Origin of the sequence: Mucilaginibacter sp. CAU 1740, assembly GCF_039839285.1 — a bacterium.
Lineage (GTDB): Bacteria > Bacteroidota > Bacteroidia > Sphingobacteriales > Sphingobacteriaceae > Mucilaginibacter.
Genome location: NZ_JBDOQS010000006.1, coordinates 44,874 through 62,756, shown reverse-complemented (window position 1 = coordinate 62,756; position 17,883 = coordinate 44,874). Strand labels below are relative to the sequence as shown.

The window sequence follows — 17,883 nt, the reverse complement described above, 5'->3', positions numbered from 1 at the left end:
TTAATTTTTCACAGGTAGATGTTACTAAATTTCTTTTTTCACAGATGATACAGGGCGTTTACTCTTATACAAATCTGTTGCCATAATTATAAAATTGTGCAATTAATATTTCATGTTTAAACGTTAAATGTTCATTTTTATAAAACAATAATATCTGCACATAAAATATCAAAGCGTTATTTTACATTTATATCAGCTTGTAAAATATTATTTAAAACAAACAAAAGCCGTTATGTTACTAACTGATTTTGAGTTTCTTGATGAAACAGATAACGCTTTTAAGCGTAAAGTTGCCCTCCGGATAAAAAACCTGCGTAAGCAAAATAGGGTTACACAGGAAAAGTTTTTTGCCGAAACACGTATAAATATAGCCCGGCTCGAATCGGGTATTATCGATATCAGGCTGGAAACGCTGCGAAAAATTTGTTATTATTTTGATGTTTCTTTAACAGGTTTTTTCCAGGGAATATCATAAATTATCATATTTCGAAAAATTGACTGTCCTAAAATCTATTTTACCATACAGTGGTTGTATTTAAATTCATACACACTCCTAAAAAATGAACAAAAAAATATCTTCTTTATCCGTAACCGCCGCCGCGGTTACCTTACTACTCACGGCCTGCCAACAGGAAGACAAAACAAAACTTTACGAAGCCAATGATCCGGTGATCCATAATATGGACACTACCGTAAAACCCGGCGATGATTTTTTTAAATATGCAAACGGCGCATGGCTCAGTAAAAATCCTATCCCGGCCGCATATTCATCATGGGGTATTGGCAATGTAGTGCAGGAAGAGTTGCGCGACAGGATGAAAAAGATCAATGAAGACGCCCTTAAAGCCAATGCCACCAAAGGCAGCAATACTCAAAAAATCGGCGATTTTTATTTCAGCGGAATGGATACTGTTGAAATTGAAAAACAAGGTATCGCACCGTTAAAAGATGAATTGGATAAAATTGATCATATAACCGATGTTAAAACCCTCGTTGAAGAATTTGCGCACCTGGCGCGCATCGGTGTAGGCCAGCCTATTGGCGCTTATGTTGGCCAGGATGCAAAAAACAGCTCCAAAATGGTCATGAACCTTTATCAATCGGGTATCGGTCTGCCTAACCGCGACTATTATTTTAATAAAGACGGGCATAGCGTAACCATCCGTACTGATTATCAAAACAAACACCTTCCAACGGTATATAAACTGGCTGGTTTAACAGCAGACAAAGCCGATGCCGCCACCAAAAAAACCTACGCGCTCGAAACTTTTTTTGCCGATAGCAGCCGTAAACTGGAAGATCTGCGCGATCCGTATCATAATTATAACAAAATGCCACTTGCCGGCCTGAGCAAGCTGGTACCCGCTATTGATTGGAAATCCACTTTCGAGCAGATGGATTATAAAAATGTGGATACAGTAATTGTTGGTCAGCCAGAATATTACCGGGCCTTGAACAAGGCGTTGCAGACCTATTCGATAAACGACTGGAAAAATTACCTGCGCAAAAATCTGGTAACAGCTTTTAGCGAATACCTAAGCAAACCTTTTGATGAAGAGAACTTCCGTTTTTATGATAAAGTACTATCAGGCAGTACCGCGCAGCTTCCGCGTTGGAAACGTGTACTGGATACCGAAAACGGATTGATGGGTGAGGTTTTAGGGCAGATCTTTGTAAAAGAATACTTCCCCGAAAAAACAAAAGAGCGTTACGTAAAGCTGGTTGAAGAGATGCGCGCTACTTTTAAAGAGCACATTGAAAAACTGGATTGGATGAGTCCGGAAACAAAGGAGAAGGCATATTACAAATTATCTAAGGTTACCCCAAAAGTTGGTTACCCAGATAAATGGAAGGATTTCTCAACACTTGAGATAAACCGAGGCCCTTACGCGCTTAACGTTTTACGTGGTAACATATGGTGGCATAATTTTAACGCCGCAAAACTGGGCAAACCGGTTGACCATACCGAGTGGGGTATGACACCGCAAACCTATAACGCCTATTACGATCCATCAAATAATGAGATCGTACTACCTGCGGGAATTTTCTCGATACCAGGCTTTAAAGATGAAAATATTGACGATGCCATTATCTACGGCTACGCCGCGGCATCAACCATCGGTCACGAAATGACACATGGTTTTGATGATCAAGGCCGCCAGTTTGATGCCGAAGGCAACTTAAAAGCATGGTGGAAACCGCAAGATTCTGTGAAATTTGGCAAACGCGCGCAAATGCTTATCGATCAGTTTAATGGTTATAATGTTTACGGTTCGCACGTTAATGGCAAAGCAACTCAGGGCGAAAACATTGCCGATCTGGGCGGCATAGTGATAGGGTTAGATGCTTTTAAAAAAACACAGCAGTATAAAGACGGTAAAATCATTAACGGTTTAACGCCATTACAACGTTATTTTTTAGGTTATTCCTTAGGCTGGCTAACACAAGACAGGAAAGAGGCCCTGCTGAGCCAGATCCTTACTAACGAACACTCGCCTGCATTTTTGCGGGTTAATGCCCCCTTTAGTGATGTGCCGGAATTTTATGAGGCATTCCATATTAAAAAAGGTGATAAGATGTGGATAGATCCGGAAAAGCGGGTGAAGATCTGGTAAATGCCGTCTGAATCAGAATTTACAGAATTTGAAAATTAACAGAATAAAAAGAATTCTGAAAATCCTGAAATTCTGTAAATTCTGAATTCAGATGAATTTTGCGTTAGGGATTGCAGCGGATACCGGCCTTGTGGCTAAGGCCTGTAGGCGTATGAGCGGAAAGCCCGGCCGCAGGCAACGCCCATATCATCGCATATAATCCTGCCCATTCCATAAATCCCCCCAATCCCGGTTCAGAAAAAATCAACGTAATCAAACTGTCAACGGTCAAAATCGGTGTAATCAATCCTCAATCGGTGTAATCCAAACAACAAAAACACCATCCATGTTATCAAAAACATGTCAATTTCACCTTGTTAACATTTTTTTAATATAAAACATTTTCAATTGAGGTAAATTCTGTTTACGTTTGAATTTTTTCTTGATGTAGCTTCAAATAATTTTTTACCTCGAAGCACATGTTACGCGTAGACAGTTCCAAGCCATGCCAAATTATTTATGCTATTGCCAAGCATGACTACCTGTCGTATGTTATTGAACCTCATATAGTTCAACTTAACCCCAATGGCGAATTTTCGTTAACACACCAGCGCCTTTTCTCAAACACAGCCAAAGAGTTTTGTGAGTATTTGGATGATACCGATATCAAGCTCGTTAAGCTTTTGGAAGAGATGGAGCAGGGTAACGTGATAAAAAGGTACTATAAAAAACCTATCCGCCCGTTCGAATTTTTCTCGAAGATCTTTAACGAGCAGATGTTTGATATGATCCGCCCCAAGCTTGAAAAGCGTATTGCTGAAGCCTTGGGGTTGCTTTGCAACAAGCAGGTTTACCAAATGAGCAAGGAGGGCTACCCTGCCGAACGCAAATTGCAGCTGGCTACCGAAGCGGCTTCGGTACTGTTCCATTTCAGGCGTAATGAGGAAGAGATCAGGTATTTTCCTACCATAAAATACCAGGGCATGCGCATTGAGTTTATGTTTAAAAATGCCGAGATCATTTGTAACCACCCGGCCTGGATGCTGCTTGACGATACCTTGTATTATTTTGAAAAGGAAATAGAGGGTAAAAAACTACAGCCGTTTTTAAATAAACGCTTTATTGCTATCCCAAAATCATCAGAGCAATCGTACTTTGAAAAGTTTGTTGCCCCATTGATAGAAAAGCATAATGTTTACGCCGAAGGTTTTACCATCAATACCGAAAAGTATGATGCCCGCCCGGTGCTTAAACCTATTTATATTGAGGGCGGCACATCGCAGTTGCAGCTTTCTTTTAAATATGCAGGCTATATTTTCCCTTATGGCGATGGCAGGCATATTTCGGTAAGGATGGAAAAAACAGGCGATGATTACCTGTTTCACCGCATTAAGCGTTCCATTACCTGGGAGAAGGGCAAAATGCAGCAGCTGGAACAGTTGGGCCTGCAGATCACATCATCGTTATTTCAAAACCTGGAAGTTGCCGGGCATAGTGAAGATGATGACCGCTCGTTCTCTGTATTCGAATGGCTTAATCAACACCACGACCAGCTGATTGAACAAGGCTTTGAACTGGAACAGCCCGAAGGCCAAAAACGCTACGTATTTGGAAGCAGTAAAATTGAACTGGAAGTAAGCGAAAATAACGATTGGTTTGATATCAATGCCATGGTAACTTTTGGCCCGTATCGCATTCCTTTCATCCAGCTAAAAAATCATATCCTCAACCATAAAAAGGAGTTCATCCTGCCATCGGGCGAAATAGCGGTGATCCCTGAAAAATGGTTTTCACAATACGGCAACCTGTTACACTTTACCGAGGGGGGTAACGATCTGAAACTTCGCCGCCACCATATAGGGCTGGTTACAGACCTTGCAGAGGGCGAAATGGCCAGCGTTACCATGACTCGTAAACTGCAAAAACTTACCAATTTTGATGAGCTGGAGGATACCAATATGCCGGCCAACTTTGCAGGCAGCTTAAGGCCTTACCAAAAAGCGGGGTACAACTGGTTCCACTTTTTAAAGCAATATCATTTTGGCGGCTGCCTGGCCGATGATATGGGTTTGGGTAAAACGGTGCAAACCCTATCCCTTATCCAAAAACATAAAGAAGATACCGAAAGCGCAGGCGGCAAGGCTACTTCATTGGTAATTATGCCAACCTCGCTGATTTATAACTGGCTTAACGAGGCCCGCAAATTTGCGCCGCAATTAAGGCTGATGGTGCATACCGGCACCATGCGTTACCGCAGTGCTGAGGTATTTGCCAATTATGATGTAGTGATCACTACCTACGGCATCAGCAGGATCGATATTGAAATGTTCAAGGATTTCTTTTTTGATTATGTGATCCTGGATGAGAGCCAGAACATCAAAAATCCATCATCAAAATCCTATCAAGCGGTAAAGCAGCTTAAATCGCGCTTTAAACTGATATTGAGCGGCACCCCGGTAGAGAACTCTGTGAATGACCTGTGGACACAGATGAGTTTCATTAATCCGGGCTTATTAGGTTCGCAACAGTTTTTTCAGAACGAGTTTGTAACGCCTATAGAGAAGAAGAAGGACGAAGACAAAGCCCGCAAACTTCAAGCGTTGATAAAACCGTTTGTACTGCGCCGTACCAAGGAGCAGGTAGCTACCGAACTGCCGCCAAAAACAGAAAACCTTTTCTACTGCCAGATGACGGAAGAGCAGTCGTCGGTATATGAAAAAGTAAAATCGGAATACCGTAACGAGCTGCTGAAAAGCCTGGAAGATGGCACTTTTGCCAAAACGCAGATCCAGGTGTTGCAGGGCTTGATCAAATTACGCCAGATAGCCAATCACCCCGTAATGATAGATGGTGATTATGAAGGCGACAGCGGTAAGTTTGAAGACGTAGTACATACGTTGGGCAACGTGCTTGATGGTGGCCACAAAGTGCTGATATTTTCGCAGTTTGTTAAACAGCTTACCATTTACCGCGAGCATTTTGACCGTGAGGGAATCCCCTATGTTTACCTGGATGGCGCTACCCAAAACCGTGGTGATGTGGTGAAACGTTTTCAGGAGGATGAGAAAACCCGTGTATTCCTGATATCGATAAAGGCAGGTGGTGTAGGCCTCAACCTTACCGAAGCCGATTACGTGTTTATCCTCGACCCATGGTGGAACCCAGCCGTTGAACAACAAGCCATCGACCGTACGCACCGCATTGGCCAAACCAAAAATGTATTTATCTATAAATTCATCACCAAAGATTCGGTTGAAGAGAAGATCCTGGCGTTGCAGCAACGGAAGCTGAGCTTATCCCGAGCCTTGATCACTACCGAGGAGAGCTTTATTAAATCGCTTACTGCGGATGATATTAAGGAGATATTGGGGTAAAGCCCCACCCCAACCCTCCCCTAAAGGGAGAGGGCTTAAAAGAAACGGCGATGAGTTGCACTCATCGCCGTTTCTTATTTTACTTTTTGAAAGTCTCCCCTTTAGGGGAGATTTAGAGGGGTTACTTCAGCTTACTCAAAGCCGCTTTCACCCTCGGTATCAAAGCCTTGATCTCCTCTAACGGTGTAGCACCTACCGATGCCCTGAACCAGTTCACATCATCGCCGGTACCAAAGGCCGAGAACGGTACAAAAGCAGCACCTGCTTCTTTAATCAGGTAAAAATTAATATCTGCCGAATCTTTCAGCACTTTACCGTCAGGTGTGGTTTTACCGCTGTAATCAATTTTTAGGGTTAAATAGATCGCTCCCATCGGCTCAATCGAATCTAAATTCAGGCCGCTGGTTTTCATTTCCTGGAAACCTTCGTGCAGGGCTGTAAGGCTGGCCTGGATCTTCTCTTTCAAATCATCCAGATAAGCAGTTACATCACCCTCGTCGGTTAAAAACTTAGCCATAGCCATTTGCTCGGGTTTAGGCGACCAGGCCCCCATGTGGCCAACAATGGCTTTCATGTTTTCGATCACCAACTCCGGACCAAAACCCCAGCCTACACGTACACCGGTAGCAGCAAAACATTTCGAACCGCCATCAACAAAAATGGTGTAATCCTTCAATTCAGGGCGAAGGGTTACCGGATCGTAGTGTTTATGCTCGCCGAAAGTTAACTGCGAGTAGATCTGATCATATAGTAAGTACAAGGGTTTTTCGCCTGCTGCGCGGCTTTTGTTTTCGGCAATAACCAGGTCGCAAATTTCTTCGAGGTCTTTTTTGCTGAACATCGTACCTGTCGGGTTCAATGGCGAACACAAGGCCAGCAAAGCAGCTCCCTTTAAATGCGGACGGATATCATCGGCCGTAGGCATAAAGTTGTTTTCGGGAGTGGTTGGGATAATAACCGGTTCGGCGTTCAACAAATCGCTGTAGTGGTTATTGTTCCATGATGGTGCAGGGAAAACCACTTTTTCGCCCGGGTTTACAACCGCTAAAAATATAGAATAGATGAGCGGACGTGAACCGCCCGAGATCAGGATCTGGTTAGGTGCATATTCCAAACCTAAGCTTCTTTTCAGGAAACCGCTTACGCTTTGGCGCAGATCAAGCATACCATCGGCAGCCGGATAATTGGTTTGGTTATGGTTATAAGCATCAATGATCTTATCCTTTAAAGGGGTTGGGATAGGATAAATGTTTGAGTCGAAATCGCCAATGGTTAGGTTAGCGATATTCTGGCCCTGGCGTTTTAATTCGTTGATCTCGCCCGCGATCTTGATGATCTCCGAGCCGTGCAAATTTTGAGCTAATAAAGAAACACTCATGGGTTTATGTATTTATGAGCGGCAAAGATACGGGAAAAGGTGAAAGGATAAAGGATTTAAGCCATCGGATACTTATAGCGAGGAAATAAAAAATGCCGGAAAGTTTCATCTCTGGCATTTTGTAGTTGTGCTTAGGAATAGGTATTAGTTTCGGATATGTAGCTGCGCTTTCAACTGCTCATAATTATCTAAGTGAAGTGAGCTAAGTTTCACCCCTCCCGGAATAATTACATAGCGGAAGCTATGAGTAGTTGCAAGGCTGCCATATAAGTTATTATTGTTTTTAAAGCTGATCTGCACGTTACCAAGCGAATACAGGCTGGACCATGTATCAACCTCAGGTGTAGTGCCCGACAAATAATTGATAAGGATTGGCAGTGCACTCACCTGGTCTGTTGGCCATATGCTTGGAACATAACCGTTTAATTTGGCATACACCACAACCACACCCTGATCAATGATAGCTTGAGTTATTTTAGGTTCTGCAATATTGTAGGTTAACGTATTAAGGCCAAATACTACTGTTTTAGTATAAGTTGGGGGAGTAACCCAATCAGAATATATAACGTTTGCTGTGCCTGTAGCACCTTTCGGTCCGGTAGCGCCTACTGCCCCGGTAGCTCCGGTAGCACCTGCAGCGCCCGGAGCTCCGGTGGTGCCTTGTGCCCCGTTGGCTCCGGCGGGGCCAACGGCACCATCTTTACCGCATGAGCTTATAAGTAGTGTACCAGCTGTTAATAACAATAATAAATAGTTGATCTTTTTCATAGTGAAATAATTTTGTTTGTTAATGAGTGAGGTAATAAACATGTTAACTACACCGGTAATTATCCATGCCGATACCCTCATTGCAAAAATTCAAAAGCCGCCGGGAAAGTAATGCAGGTTATCTACGTGATAGCGTGCGTGCCATCACTGTTATTGAAACGCGTATAATTACCTACAACGAACGGTGATTTCACCATAGATTAAACTAATATTGTTTAAGCTTTCAGGGATAAGTTTGAAGAAAAAGAATAAAAAAAAATCAGTTTTCGCCTAAATAGAAAAAGGTCAAAAACTTTTCGTTTTTGACCTTTTTCTTCAACCGTGATTGTACAACGATTAGAGATATGCTTTTCTCAGCTTAATGATCCGCATCCAGTGCATCACTTTCATCACGGGATAAACCGGATCTATCTCGTACCATTTAGCACCGAAGTTTGGTTTATTAGGATGCTTGTGGTGATTGTTCTGGAACAATTCGCCAAGCATTAAAAAATCGAATGGAGTTGTATTTTTTGATTTGTCGCCGTTATCAAAATTCTGGTAACCATATTTATGGCCGCACCAGTTAACAATAGCGCCGTGGATTGGCCCCATTAAAAAGTGGATAGGGATCAACAGGTACATCCACCAGGCAGTTGCAAATTCTACATAAAATAAAATATACAATATGCCAAACGAAACACGCGATACTACCGACGAGCCAATAAAATCAACAAAACGCCATTCAGGGATATTGCCTTTAAAACGTTCTTCTGGCTCCTTAAGTCTTTTTACATGCAACCTGTAGCTTTTAGCCGTGTAAACCATCATCTGGAAAACATCCTTAAAAAAATGCGGCGAATGTGGATCCTTTTCAGTATCACTGTAAGCATGGTGCTCGCGGTGCATAATGGCATAAGCCCTTGGGTTTAAAAATGACGAACCCTGGCAAATGTAGGTAAGCAGGTAAAATACACCTTCATTAAACTTATTGGTAGTAAACATTTTATGAGATGCATACCTGTGTAAGAAGAACGTTTGGAAAAATAGCGACAGAAACCAGTGCGCTATGAAAAATATAATGATAACCATTGAATTATTAGCAGAAGCTTATTTATAATGTTTCCAAAGGTACGATTAATAGCCGGATATAGTTTTAATATCTCAACATTGATGTGGTAGCAATGAAAAATGCCGCTTCAGGTATTAAAACGGCATTTTTTAAATAAAGTTGTTTAACAGTAAATATTACTATAGCAGCTTGTGGTCGGTATTTGGAAGATTTTTCCATTCCCTCCTTGGGGAGGGGTGTGATGGATTGTGTAGTGGCAGGGAGGGGTTTTTACGCCCTGCTTAACGAGTAAGTATGGTAAAGAAACCCCTCCCTACACCCTCCCAGGGGAGGGAATCGCACTTTCCCCCGCTCTTTCTTATTTCTTCCGAACACTTATGGTGAAAACACCGACCATAAGCTATAGAATTATATCAATTCAAACTGCTTAGCCAGCAACCTGTACGATTCCAGCCTATCTTCAAAACTTTCGGTAATGGTAACCAGCATGATCTCATCTACCCCATAATCATTCGCCAACCAGGTGAGTTTAAGTTTCAACTCAGTTGGCGAGCCTGCTATTACCCGGTAACGATTGGCGCGGATGCGTTCTTCTTCGGCAGGGGTGTATTGAACATCTTTTACATCATCGTAACTTAAAGGAACTATAGCGCCACCTTTTTCAAACTGCAAAAAGCGATGGTTCATTACCGCTTCGTGCTGGCGAACTTTTTCGGGGTCTTCCGAACAGAAAACAAATATCGCAACGTTAGCTTGCGGTTGTTCCAGATCATCCGAGGGCTGAAACCTGTCGCGGTACATTTTAACGCTTTCGGGGCCGCCGTTGGGGTTAATAAAATGCGCGAATGAAAAACCCATACCAAAGTGCGCGGCAAACAAGCCACTTTGCCCACTCGAGCTGAGCAGCCACATATCAGGTACGGTTTGCACCTGCGGGATCGCGCGGATGCGGCCCTCGTAATCATCGTGAAAATAACTTTGCAGATCGGCCAGTTGCTCAACAAAATCCTGCTCCCTGAATTGGTTTGAGGGGTTTAACATCGATGCTGTGATCCTATCAGTACCCGGCGCGCGTCCCATACCCAGGTCAATTCTGCCCGGAAACAATGCTTCCAGCATCCTGAAGTTTTCGGCTACCTTAAGCGTGCTGTGGTTAGGCATCATGATGCCGCCCGCCCCCATGCGCATGTTTTTAGTTTCACCTGCAAGGTGTGCAAGCAGCACTTCGGGCGTTGAGCCCGCAATAATGCCCATGTTATGATGTTCTGAAACCCAAAAACGGGTATAGCCCAGCGTATCGGTAAGTTTTGCCAGTTGTATGGTTTCCTGTATGGCCTGAGCGGCAGTAGCGCCTTTACGTATCGGCGATTGGTCAAGCACGCTCAGTTTTATTTTATTTGTGCTCATATATTCAGTATCAACACAAATGTAAGGATAGGGTTGCAGGCCGCATTTGCGCCAAAGGTTTTATGGCATTATGATTACTATTATACCATGCCCGGTTAAAAACGGTGTGTTTTTAATATCTTCGTTTCCCCACAAATAGCATGGCGAATACAAGTACCCACATCAAACCCCATATTGTACAGGTAGATTATATCCGGGCGATAGCATCAATGGCGGTGGCTTTATTTCATTTAGGTGGAAAGGCATTGCTGGTGTTAAAATATGGCTGGCTGGGGGTACAAATGTTTTTCCTGCTATCGGGATTTATAATTTGCTGGGCCATCCCTCGAAATTACACATGGAACATGTTTGGCAAATTTACCGGAAAGCGAATTTTACGGATAGAGCCGCCGTATTTGATTTCGATTGTGGTGGCTTTAATTAGCCAGTATATCTGGAACGATGGGTACCAAATTGACTGGCAAAATGTGCTTACCCACCTCGCTTACATCAATAATTTTACCGGCAAACCGTATCTCAGTCCGGTGTATTGGACTTTAGGGATCGAGTTTCAGTTTTATATTTTTATCGGTATTTTCTTTCCGTTGATCACAAGGAGGTGGGGCATCTTGTTTTTACCGGTATTTTCCGCCGTACCGATCTTTGTAAACATTCCGGGTGCAACGTTATTGGGCTTTTTTCCCTTGTTCGCGTTAGGGACCCTTTACTATTTATATTTAACAGGAGTTAAACAACTACCGGAAATATTAATATTTAGCGCCTTGATAGCGGCGATAGGGGTTTACACCATGGGATGGATACCTGTTTTAACAGGACTATTCGCGCTTTCCTTATTGATCATGCCTTTACGGACTTACCCGGTTGTTTCTTTTTTCTCGAAGATCTCGTTCTCGTTATATCTTACCCACGATGTTATTGGAGGCGATGTGGTTGTGTATCTTGGCTCTATACTTCCAAAAACAATCCCTTTTAAAGCGCTGGAGTTTTTAACGGGTATTGTGGCGAGTGTATTGTTTGCCTGGGTATTTTACAGGTTGGTTGAGTTGCCTTGTTTGAGGTTATCGAAAAGGATAAGATATAAGCGTGATTAACAACCAATATTGTCGTGCTGAACTTGTTTCAGCATCCCATCTGCTAAGCAATCTTGCTAAGCAAATGGGCTACCTGTCCTATGGGATGCCGATCCGCTAACCAGCGGACGGCACGACGTTAAATGTTAATTCTTAATCTATAAAGTGATATAAAAACACCACCTCGCCGCTAAAGGCAGGTTTGCGCTGATCTTTTATTTCCATTTCGATAGCCATGGTAGCTTTGATCACTCCGCGCAGGTTTAACAATCCGGCAAGTTTTACTTTCAAACGTACTTCGCTGTTAACCAATGCTGGTTGTGCAAAACGCAGGTTTTCGATACCGTAGTTAATTTCCATTTTAAGGTTTTCGATCTTTACGATCTCTTTCCATAGGTATGGGATGAGCGACAACGTAAGGTAGCCATGCGCAATGGTAGCTTTGAACGGGCTTTCGGTTTTAACCCTTTCTTCATCAGTATGGATCCATTGATGATCTAAAGTGGCATCAGCAAATTTGTTGATCTGCTCCTGGTTGATGGTGTGCCATGATGAAGTGCCTAATTCCTCACCTATGTGTTGTTCAAACTCCTGGAAACTTTTAATAACTATCATATCTACTTTAATAACCGGCCGGATTATGCGGCCTTGAATTTTGAAGGCGCAAAGGTATCAATTTAATCGGTATCATTCACCTAATAAAGCTTTTAGGCTCTCGAGGGTGTCGGCCTCTTCCTTAGGTTTATCATGCCGCCAGCGCAATATCCTCGGGAAACGCAAGGCAATGCCCGATTTGTGCCGGGTTGATTTATTGATGCCTTCAAAACCTATTTCAAAAACCAATTCGGGCTTTACCGTACGTACCGGGCCAAATTTTTCGATGGTATTCCGTTTAATAAAATAATCAACCTTATTGATCTCGGCATCCGTAAGCCCCGAGTAGGCCTTGGCAAACGGCACCAGTTTATCACCATCCCAAACGGCAAAAGTGTAATCGGTATAAAGGTCGGCCCGGCGACCATGGCCTTTTTGGGCGTAGATCATTACAGCATCAACCGATAGCGGGTCTATCTTCCATTTCCACCAGTCACCCCTTCGGCGGCCTACCTGGTAGGTGGCACTTTTGCGTTTCAGCATAATGCCTTCGGCAATCATTTCGCGCGATTGTTCCCTTATCGTGCCTAATTCCTCCCAGGTATTAAATTGAATCAGTGCAGAGATCCGGAATATTTCGGGATATAATGTTGCTGCTTGTAATTGCTCCAATATTTCCCTACGCTCTGATTGTGTTTTATAGCGAATATCTTCACCGTTGAACTCCAGGCAATCGTAAGCTATAACCGCTACCGGGCTTTCCTCCAATATTTTCTTACTCAGGTTTTTTCTGCCAATGCGGGTTTGCAGCACATTGAAAGGCATGGGTAAACCATTTTGAAAACTGAGGATCTCTCCATCTATCACTGTACCATCTGGCAGGGCATTTAAAAATGGATGCAGTTCCGGGAATTTTTCGGTAGCCAGGTCTTCTCCCCTGCTCCAGATAAAAATTTCGCCGCCGCGTTTTATCATTTGCGCACGGATGCCGTCCCATTTCCATTCGGCCTGCCAGTCGGCGGCATCGCCTAAAGCTGTACCAACCTCAGCGGGTGTTTTTTGTTTCTCGGAGGTCTCCTGGATCGGGTATGCTAAAAAGAAAGGATATGGGCGGGAGATATTGGCAGCCTCATCCTGCTCTTCCATCAATTGCGCAAACGGATACGTGTCGGGCAACCAGCTGCCCATAATACGATGGGTAAGCACCGCGGCTTCCAATCCCGAAATATCAGCCAATGCCTTGATCACTAAATTTTGCGATACGCCAACCCTGAAGCTACCCGTAAGCAGTTTATTAAACACAAAACGTTCCTGTGTATCCAGCATGGCCCAGCTTTGCATCAACCATTCTTTTTTCTCTTCCTCGCTTTTATCGTATAATGTATTGATCTCAGCAATCCATTCGGTTAGGGTTTTATTGCTGCTCTGGCTGCTTTGGGGCATAAGCAAGGCCATGGTTTCGGCCAGATCGCCTACAACATGATAACTTTCTTCAAAAAGCCATGCAGGGATGTTGGATGCCTCGATAGCCCAGTTGCGCACCAATGTTGAATTGATTGGCCGCCGTGGCCGCCTGCCGGTAAACAGGGCCAGCATGTGCATTTTATCGGTATCGGGCACAGCGTTGAAATAATCCTTCAGTACCTTAACCTTTTCGTTGGTTTTATTGGTTTCATCAAGCGAGAGGAATAATTGGGCAAAGGCTTTCATAAAATATCTGCCCTCCCATCTTCACTTAAATCTTCACCGGCAAATGCCTCATTCGGCGTTTCCTTTGCCTCTTCATTCTCCTTTGGCGTGGGTTGGCCTGTTTCATCACCCTCCTCTTCACCTCCATACAAAGTATGCACCTCATGGGCATCAAAGCCGATCTCACTCAAATACCTCGAAAAAGTTGCGGTATAACCATGGGTAAGATAAACACTTTCGCAGCCGGTGGCATCAATGGCGCTCACGAGACCGTCCCAATCGGCATGGTCTGAAAGGACAAAGCCTCTGTCGGCGGCACGGCGGCGTTTGGCCCCACGAATGGCCATCCATCCCGAACAGTACCCAAAACTATAAGGCTGAAACTTACGCATCCATGGTGTACCTACCGATGATGGCGGGGCTATAATGATACCCTTGCGCACTTCCTCTTTAACACTTTCAGCAGTGATCCTTTCTGTCGGATTGAGTAGCACGCCATTACGGCGCAGGGCTTCATTGGTATTTTCAATAACACCATGGGTATAAACCTTACCGTTAAACAGATCGAGGTTTTGGAGAATGCGCTGCGCTTTACCCAACGAGTAACCCACCAGTACGGTAGCCAGCCCATTGTGCAGATTACTGCGCCACCAGTTGTTGATATCGTTAAACGTTTGCACCTGTGGTTTCCACTGATATACCGGCATGCCGAAAGTACATTCCGAAATAAAGTGGTGGCATTTAACCGGCTCAAATGGGGTGGAGATACCGTCATCTTCTACTTTATAATCGCCGGATACTACCCAAACTTCTCCTTTGTACTCTATCCTGATCTGTGCCGAGCCTATCACATGCCCGGCGGGATATAACGAGATACTTACGCCATTTTTAACCACGGTTTCGCCGTACTCTACCGTTTGCAGATTGATCTCGCCAAGGCGGTACAACAAAACCTCGCGCGACAGGTGATGTGCCAGGTAACGCTTATGGCCCCAATAAGCATGATCGGCATGGGCGTGGGTAATTACGGCATCGTCAACAGGTTTCCAAGGGTCGATGTAAAATTTGCCTTTGGCGCAGTAGATGCCCCTATCCGTAAATTCAAGCAATGGTTTATTGGCCATGGTATATAAACTGTTGATAGGCAAATTAGTTTGCCCCCCGGGTTGTCTTGCGCTGAGCTTGTCTGGCGGGTTTACTCACCCCGACTTCGCTGCGCTTGTCACCCCTCTCTATGCTGCGCATAAAGAGGGGATTTTTTGGGGCTTTTATTTTTTTCTCCCTACCCCTCTTTGCGGCTTGCCGTAGAGAGGGTGGTCGAGCGAAGCAACGACCGGGTGAGTAAATTATGCGGTTTGCCAAACCCTCCTTAAATATAAATATTCAATGTATTGTTATTATATTAACTCCTCCTAAATAACTGCCATGAAAGCAAGCCTTATTTTACTATTCTCTGCACTCTCTTTATCCGCGGCAGCGCAAAAAAACAATCTGCGCGCGCAGGTAAATACCAAGGCCGATGCCCTGCAAAGCCAGGTAGTTACCTGGCGGCGCGATTTTCATGAACACCCGGAATTGGGCAACCATGAGGTGCGCACATCGGGCATTATTGCCAAACATTTGCAATCCTTAGGGATTGAGGTGCAAACCGGGGTAGCCACCACCGGTGTTGTAGGCCTGTTGAAAGGCGGTCACCCGGGACCAGTGGTTGCCCTCCGTGCTGATATGGATGGCCTGCCGGTTATTGAGCGTGTGGATGTTCCCTTTGCATCTAAAGTAAAAACAACCTACAACGGGCAGGAAGTTGGGGTGATGCATGCCTGCGGGCACGATTCGCATATGGCTATCCTGATGGCCGTGGCGCAGGTACTGTCGTCTATGAAAGCCTATCTGCATGGCACGGTAAAATTCATTTTTCAACCTGCCGAAGAGGGTGTTGAACCCGGCCAAAAAGGCGGTGCCGAAGAAATGGTAAAGCAAGGTGTATTACAAAACCCAAAGGTTGATGCCATATTTGGTTTACATATTAACTCGCAAACCGAGGTTGGGAAGATCACTTATCGCCCGGGCGGCATTATGGCCGGGGTAAATGATATGCAGATCATTGTTAAAGGCCGATCGGCACATGGGGCTTACCCATGGTCGAGCGTTGACCCTATTGTGGTATCAGCTCAGATCATTAACAGCCTGCAAACCATTGTGAGCCGCAATATTAATATCACCGAAAATCCGGCTGTGGTTACTATTGGCGCCATTAAAGGTGGCAACCGTTCAAACATTATCCCCGAAACCGTGGAGATGCTTGGTACCCTCCGCGCGTTTACAGCGGCCGACGAGAAAACGCTGGTAGAAAAGGTAACAGCAATAGCCACCAAAACCGCCGAGGCGCAGGGCGCTACCGCTACCGTTAAAATACCGTACAGCAACCATTACCCTGTTACTTTTAACAATCCCGAACTTACCCAGCAAATGTTACCGAGCCTTCAACGTACCGCGGGTGCTGCAAATGTGGTACTTCGTCCCCCGGTAACCGGTGCCGAAGATTTTAGCTTTTACCAGGAAAAAGTACCGGGCTTATTCATATTTTTAGGCGGAATGCCCAAAGGTGGCGACCCGGTAAAAGCACCATCGCACCATACGCCCGATTTTTATATAGACGAAAGCGGTTTTACATTGGGAGTTAAAGCTTTGTGTAATTTAACCATCGATTATATGGATGCAAAAACAAATCATAAATGAAATATCTTTTTGCAGCGGCAATGCTGCTCAGCCTCGGTTGTGGGCAAAATACTAACAAAACTAATATACCCCAATCAACAACAGATACCAATAAAACATCGGTTACGGCCAATACCGATACCACTGTTGAGTACATAGATTGGCATAAAGTTAAATTAAACGGCAGTTTACCTATGCTATCCAGCTTTAAAACCTCGGGCAAAGAACTGGGCAAGCCGGATAGTATTGTTACCCCTAAATACGAAGATGTGAGCGTTTCGTTTTTTAATGGCAATACTTTTAAATACGTGTATTATAAAGGGCTTGAATTTGAAACCGAAAACGATAGCCTGGCATTCAGGATGGCTGATTTTAAAAAGAATCCCAACGTTTTCCTGACAACCGATAAGCTTAAACTAAGTTCGGCAACAACGCTTGATGAGTTTAAAAAATTGTTCCCGAGGTTGGCAGCCGAGCAAATGCATGGAACATCTATGGATCAATATGCCTCATATCGGCTTAATGTTGCCAAAGGCAATACTGATGATGCCTGGTTTGTTGAATTTGATATAGCTACGGGCAAGCTATTATCGGTTGAGTACTTTATACCTGATTGATAAGGGTGCAAGCGTTCGTGCTAAACAATAACAATCAAAAGTTATTTGTATATTGAACAGCCTTAAATAATGGCCCGGAACACGGATTAAACATGATCATGAAAAAGCATTTATTACCCCTGATATGCCTCTGCATGCTTATTGTTGGCTTAACTTCACAGCAAGCCACGGCTAAATCTTTTTTTCCGGCAGATACTGTTGCCAAGCTAAAACCCGAGGTTAAGCAGATCATCGAAAAGGTGATCAAAGCATCGGGTACTTTCAATATCAGCGAAGTATCTGATCTGTATGCGCCCAATGCTGTTGTGGCCGATGAGCAGCCACCTTTTTCGTGGAATGGCCAATTGGCAGGTGTTCAGTGGATCAACTCGGTTGAAAAAGCTGTGAAAGATTTTAAGATCAAAGATTTTAAGGTGGAGTTACAGCGCATCAAAACTTTTCAGCAAACCGAAGAGATCGTTTACCTGGTGGCCCCGGTTGAATATACCGGCACTGTAAACGGCGAGCATTTTGAGGAACAGGGCGCGTTTTCATTTGTACTGCGTGTGGTAAGCGGCAAATGGCTAATAAAAAGCCAGGCCTGGGTTCCGCGCAGCGGGATATAACTTCCATTTAAACTAAAA

Annotated in this window: 14 protein-coding genes; 7 read left to right on the top strand and 7 right to left on the bottom strand. The window is 44.1% G+C overall.

Annotation, left to right across the window (positions count from 1 at the left end; genetic code table 11):
• The first annotated feature begins 232 nt into the window (after positions 1-232).
• The 3 genes from AAFN85_RS14465 (at position 233) to AAFN85_RS14455 (ending at position 5,968) form a co-directional block, all read left to right on the top strand.
• Positions 233-475: a helix-turn-helix transcriptional regulator gene (locus AAFN85_RS14465; RefSeq protein ID WP_347528151.1), complete on the top strand. Its 243-nt coding sequence runs from the start codon at positions 233-235 to the stop codon at positions 473-475.
• A gap of 85 nt (positions 476-560) precedes the next feature.
• Positions 561-2,615 (top strand): M13 family metallopeptidase, encoded by a 2,055-nt coding sequence (locus tag AAFN85_RS14460; protein WP_347528150.1) that lies wholly within the window; start codon positions 561-563, stop codon positions 2,613-2,615.
• A gap of 458 nt (positions 2,616-3,073) precedes the next feature.
• Positions 3,074-5,968 carry a DEAD/DEAH box helicase gene (locus tag AAFN85_RS14455; protein WP_347528149.1) on the top strand — a complete coding sequence of 965 codons (2,895 nt, stop codon included), beginning with the start codon at positions 3,074-3,076 and terminating at the stop codon, positions 5,966-5,968.
• A gap of 121 nt (positions 5,969-6,089) precedes the next feature.
• On the opposite strand, the gene AAFN85_RS14450 is transcribed toward AAFN85_RS14455, so the two are convergent.
• The 4 genes from AAFN85_RS14450 to AAFN85_RS14435 form a co-directional block, all read right to left on the bottom strand.
• Complete coding sequence (locus AAFN85_RS14450; RefSeq protein ID WP_347528147.1) at positions 6,090-7,346, bottom strand: aminotransferase class I/II-fold pyridoxal phosphate-dependent enzyme; 1,257 nt, start codon at positions 7,344-7,346, stop codon at positions 6,090-6,092.
• 144 nt (positions 7,347-7,490) lie between these two features.
• Positions 7,491-8,114: a hypothetical protein gene (locus AAFN85_RS14445; protein ID WP_347528145.1), complete on the bottom strand. Its 624-nt coding sequence runs from the start codon at positions 8,112-8,114 to the stop codon at positions 7,491-7,493.
• A 336-nt stretch (positions 8,115-8,450) separates the two neighbouring features.
• A complete protein-coding gene (locus tag AAFN85_RS14440) occupies positions 8,451-9,185 on the bottom strand; it encodes an acyl-CoA desaturase (protein WP_347528143.1) in 735 nt (244 codons plus the stop codon).
• Positions 9,186-9,573: 388 nt separating this feature from the next.
• Positions 9,574-10,572, bottom strand: a complete 999-nt coding sequence (locus AAFN85_RS14435) for an LLM class flavin-dependent oxidoreductase (protein WP_347528141.1) — start codon at positions 10,570-10,572, stop codon at positions 9,574-9,576.
• Between the two features lie 140 nt (positions 10,573-10,712).
• Between AAFN85_RS14435 and AAFN85_RS14430 the strand changes: the two genes are divergently transcribed.
• Complete coding sequence (locus tag AAFN85_RS14430; RefSeq protein ID WP_347528139.1) at positions 10,713-11,663, top strand: acyltransferase; 951 nt, start codon at positions 10,713-10,715, stop codon at positions 11,661-11,663.
• 132 nt (positions 11,664-11,795) lie between these two features.
• Here AAFN85_RS14430 and AAFN85_RS14425 read toward each other — a convergent pair whose 3' ends face one another.
• The 3 genes from AAFN85_RS14425 to AAFN85_RS14415 all read right to left on the bottom strand — a co-directional run bounded on the left by AAFN85_RS14425 (position 11,796) and on the right by AAFN85_RS14415 (position 15,049).
• Entirely contained in the window at positions 11,796-12,257 is a 462-nt protein-coding gene (locus AAFN85_RS14425; protein WP_347528137.1) for a MaoC family dehydratase, read from the bottom strand.
• Positions 12,258-12,329: 72 nt separating this feature from the next.
• A complete protein-coding gene (locus AAFN85_RS14420; protein ID WP_347528135.1) occupies positions 12,330-13,946 on the bottom strand; it encodes an ATP-dependent DNA ligase in 1,617 nt (538 codons plus the stop codon).
• Positions 13,943-15,049, bottom strand: a complete 1,107-nt coding sequence (locus AAFN85_RS14415; protein ID WP_347528133.1) for a ligase-associated DNA damage response exonuclease — start codon at positions 15,047-15,049, stop codon at positions 13,943-13,945. Before AAFN85_RS14415 ends, AAFN85_RS14420 begins: the two co-directional genes overlap by 4 nt.
• 301 nt (positions 15,050-15,350) lie before the next feature.
• Between AAFN85_RS14415 and AAFN85_RS14410 the strand changes: the two genes are divergently transcribed.
• From AAFN85_RS14410 to AAFN85_RS14400, 3 genes are all read left to right on the top strand, one after another.
• Positions 15,351-16,664, top strand: a complete 1,314-nt coding sequence (locus AAFN85_RS14410) for an amidohydrolase (protein WP_347528132.1) — start codon at positions 15,351-15,353, stop codon at positions 16,662-16,664.
• Positions 16,661-17,260: a hypothetical protein gene (locus AAFN85_RS14405; protein WP_347528131.1), complete on the top strand. Its 600-nt coding sequence runs from the start codon at positions 16,661-16,663 to the stop codon at positions 17,258-17,260. Before AAFN85_RS14410 ends, AAFN85_RS14405 begins: the two co-directional genes overlap by 4 nt.
• A gap of 98 nt (positions 17,261-17,358) precedes the next feature.
• On the top strand, positions 17,359-17,865 hold the full coding sequence (locus AAFN85_RS14400) for a nuclear transport factor 2 family protein (RefSeq protein WP_347528130.1): 507 nt from the start codon (positions 17,359-17,361) through the stop codon (positions 17,863-17,865).
• The last annotated feature ends 18 nt before the right edge of the window (positions 17,866-17,883 follow it).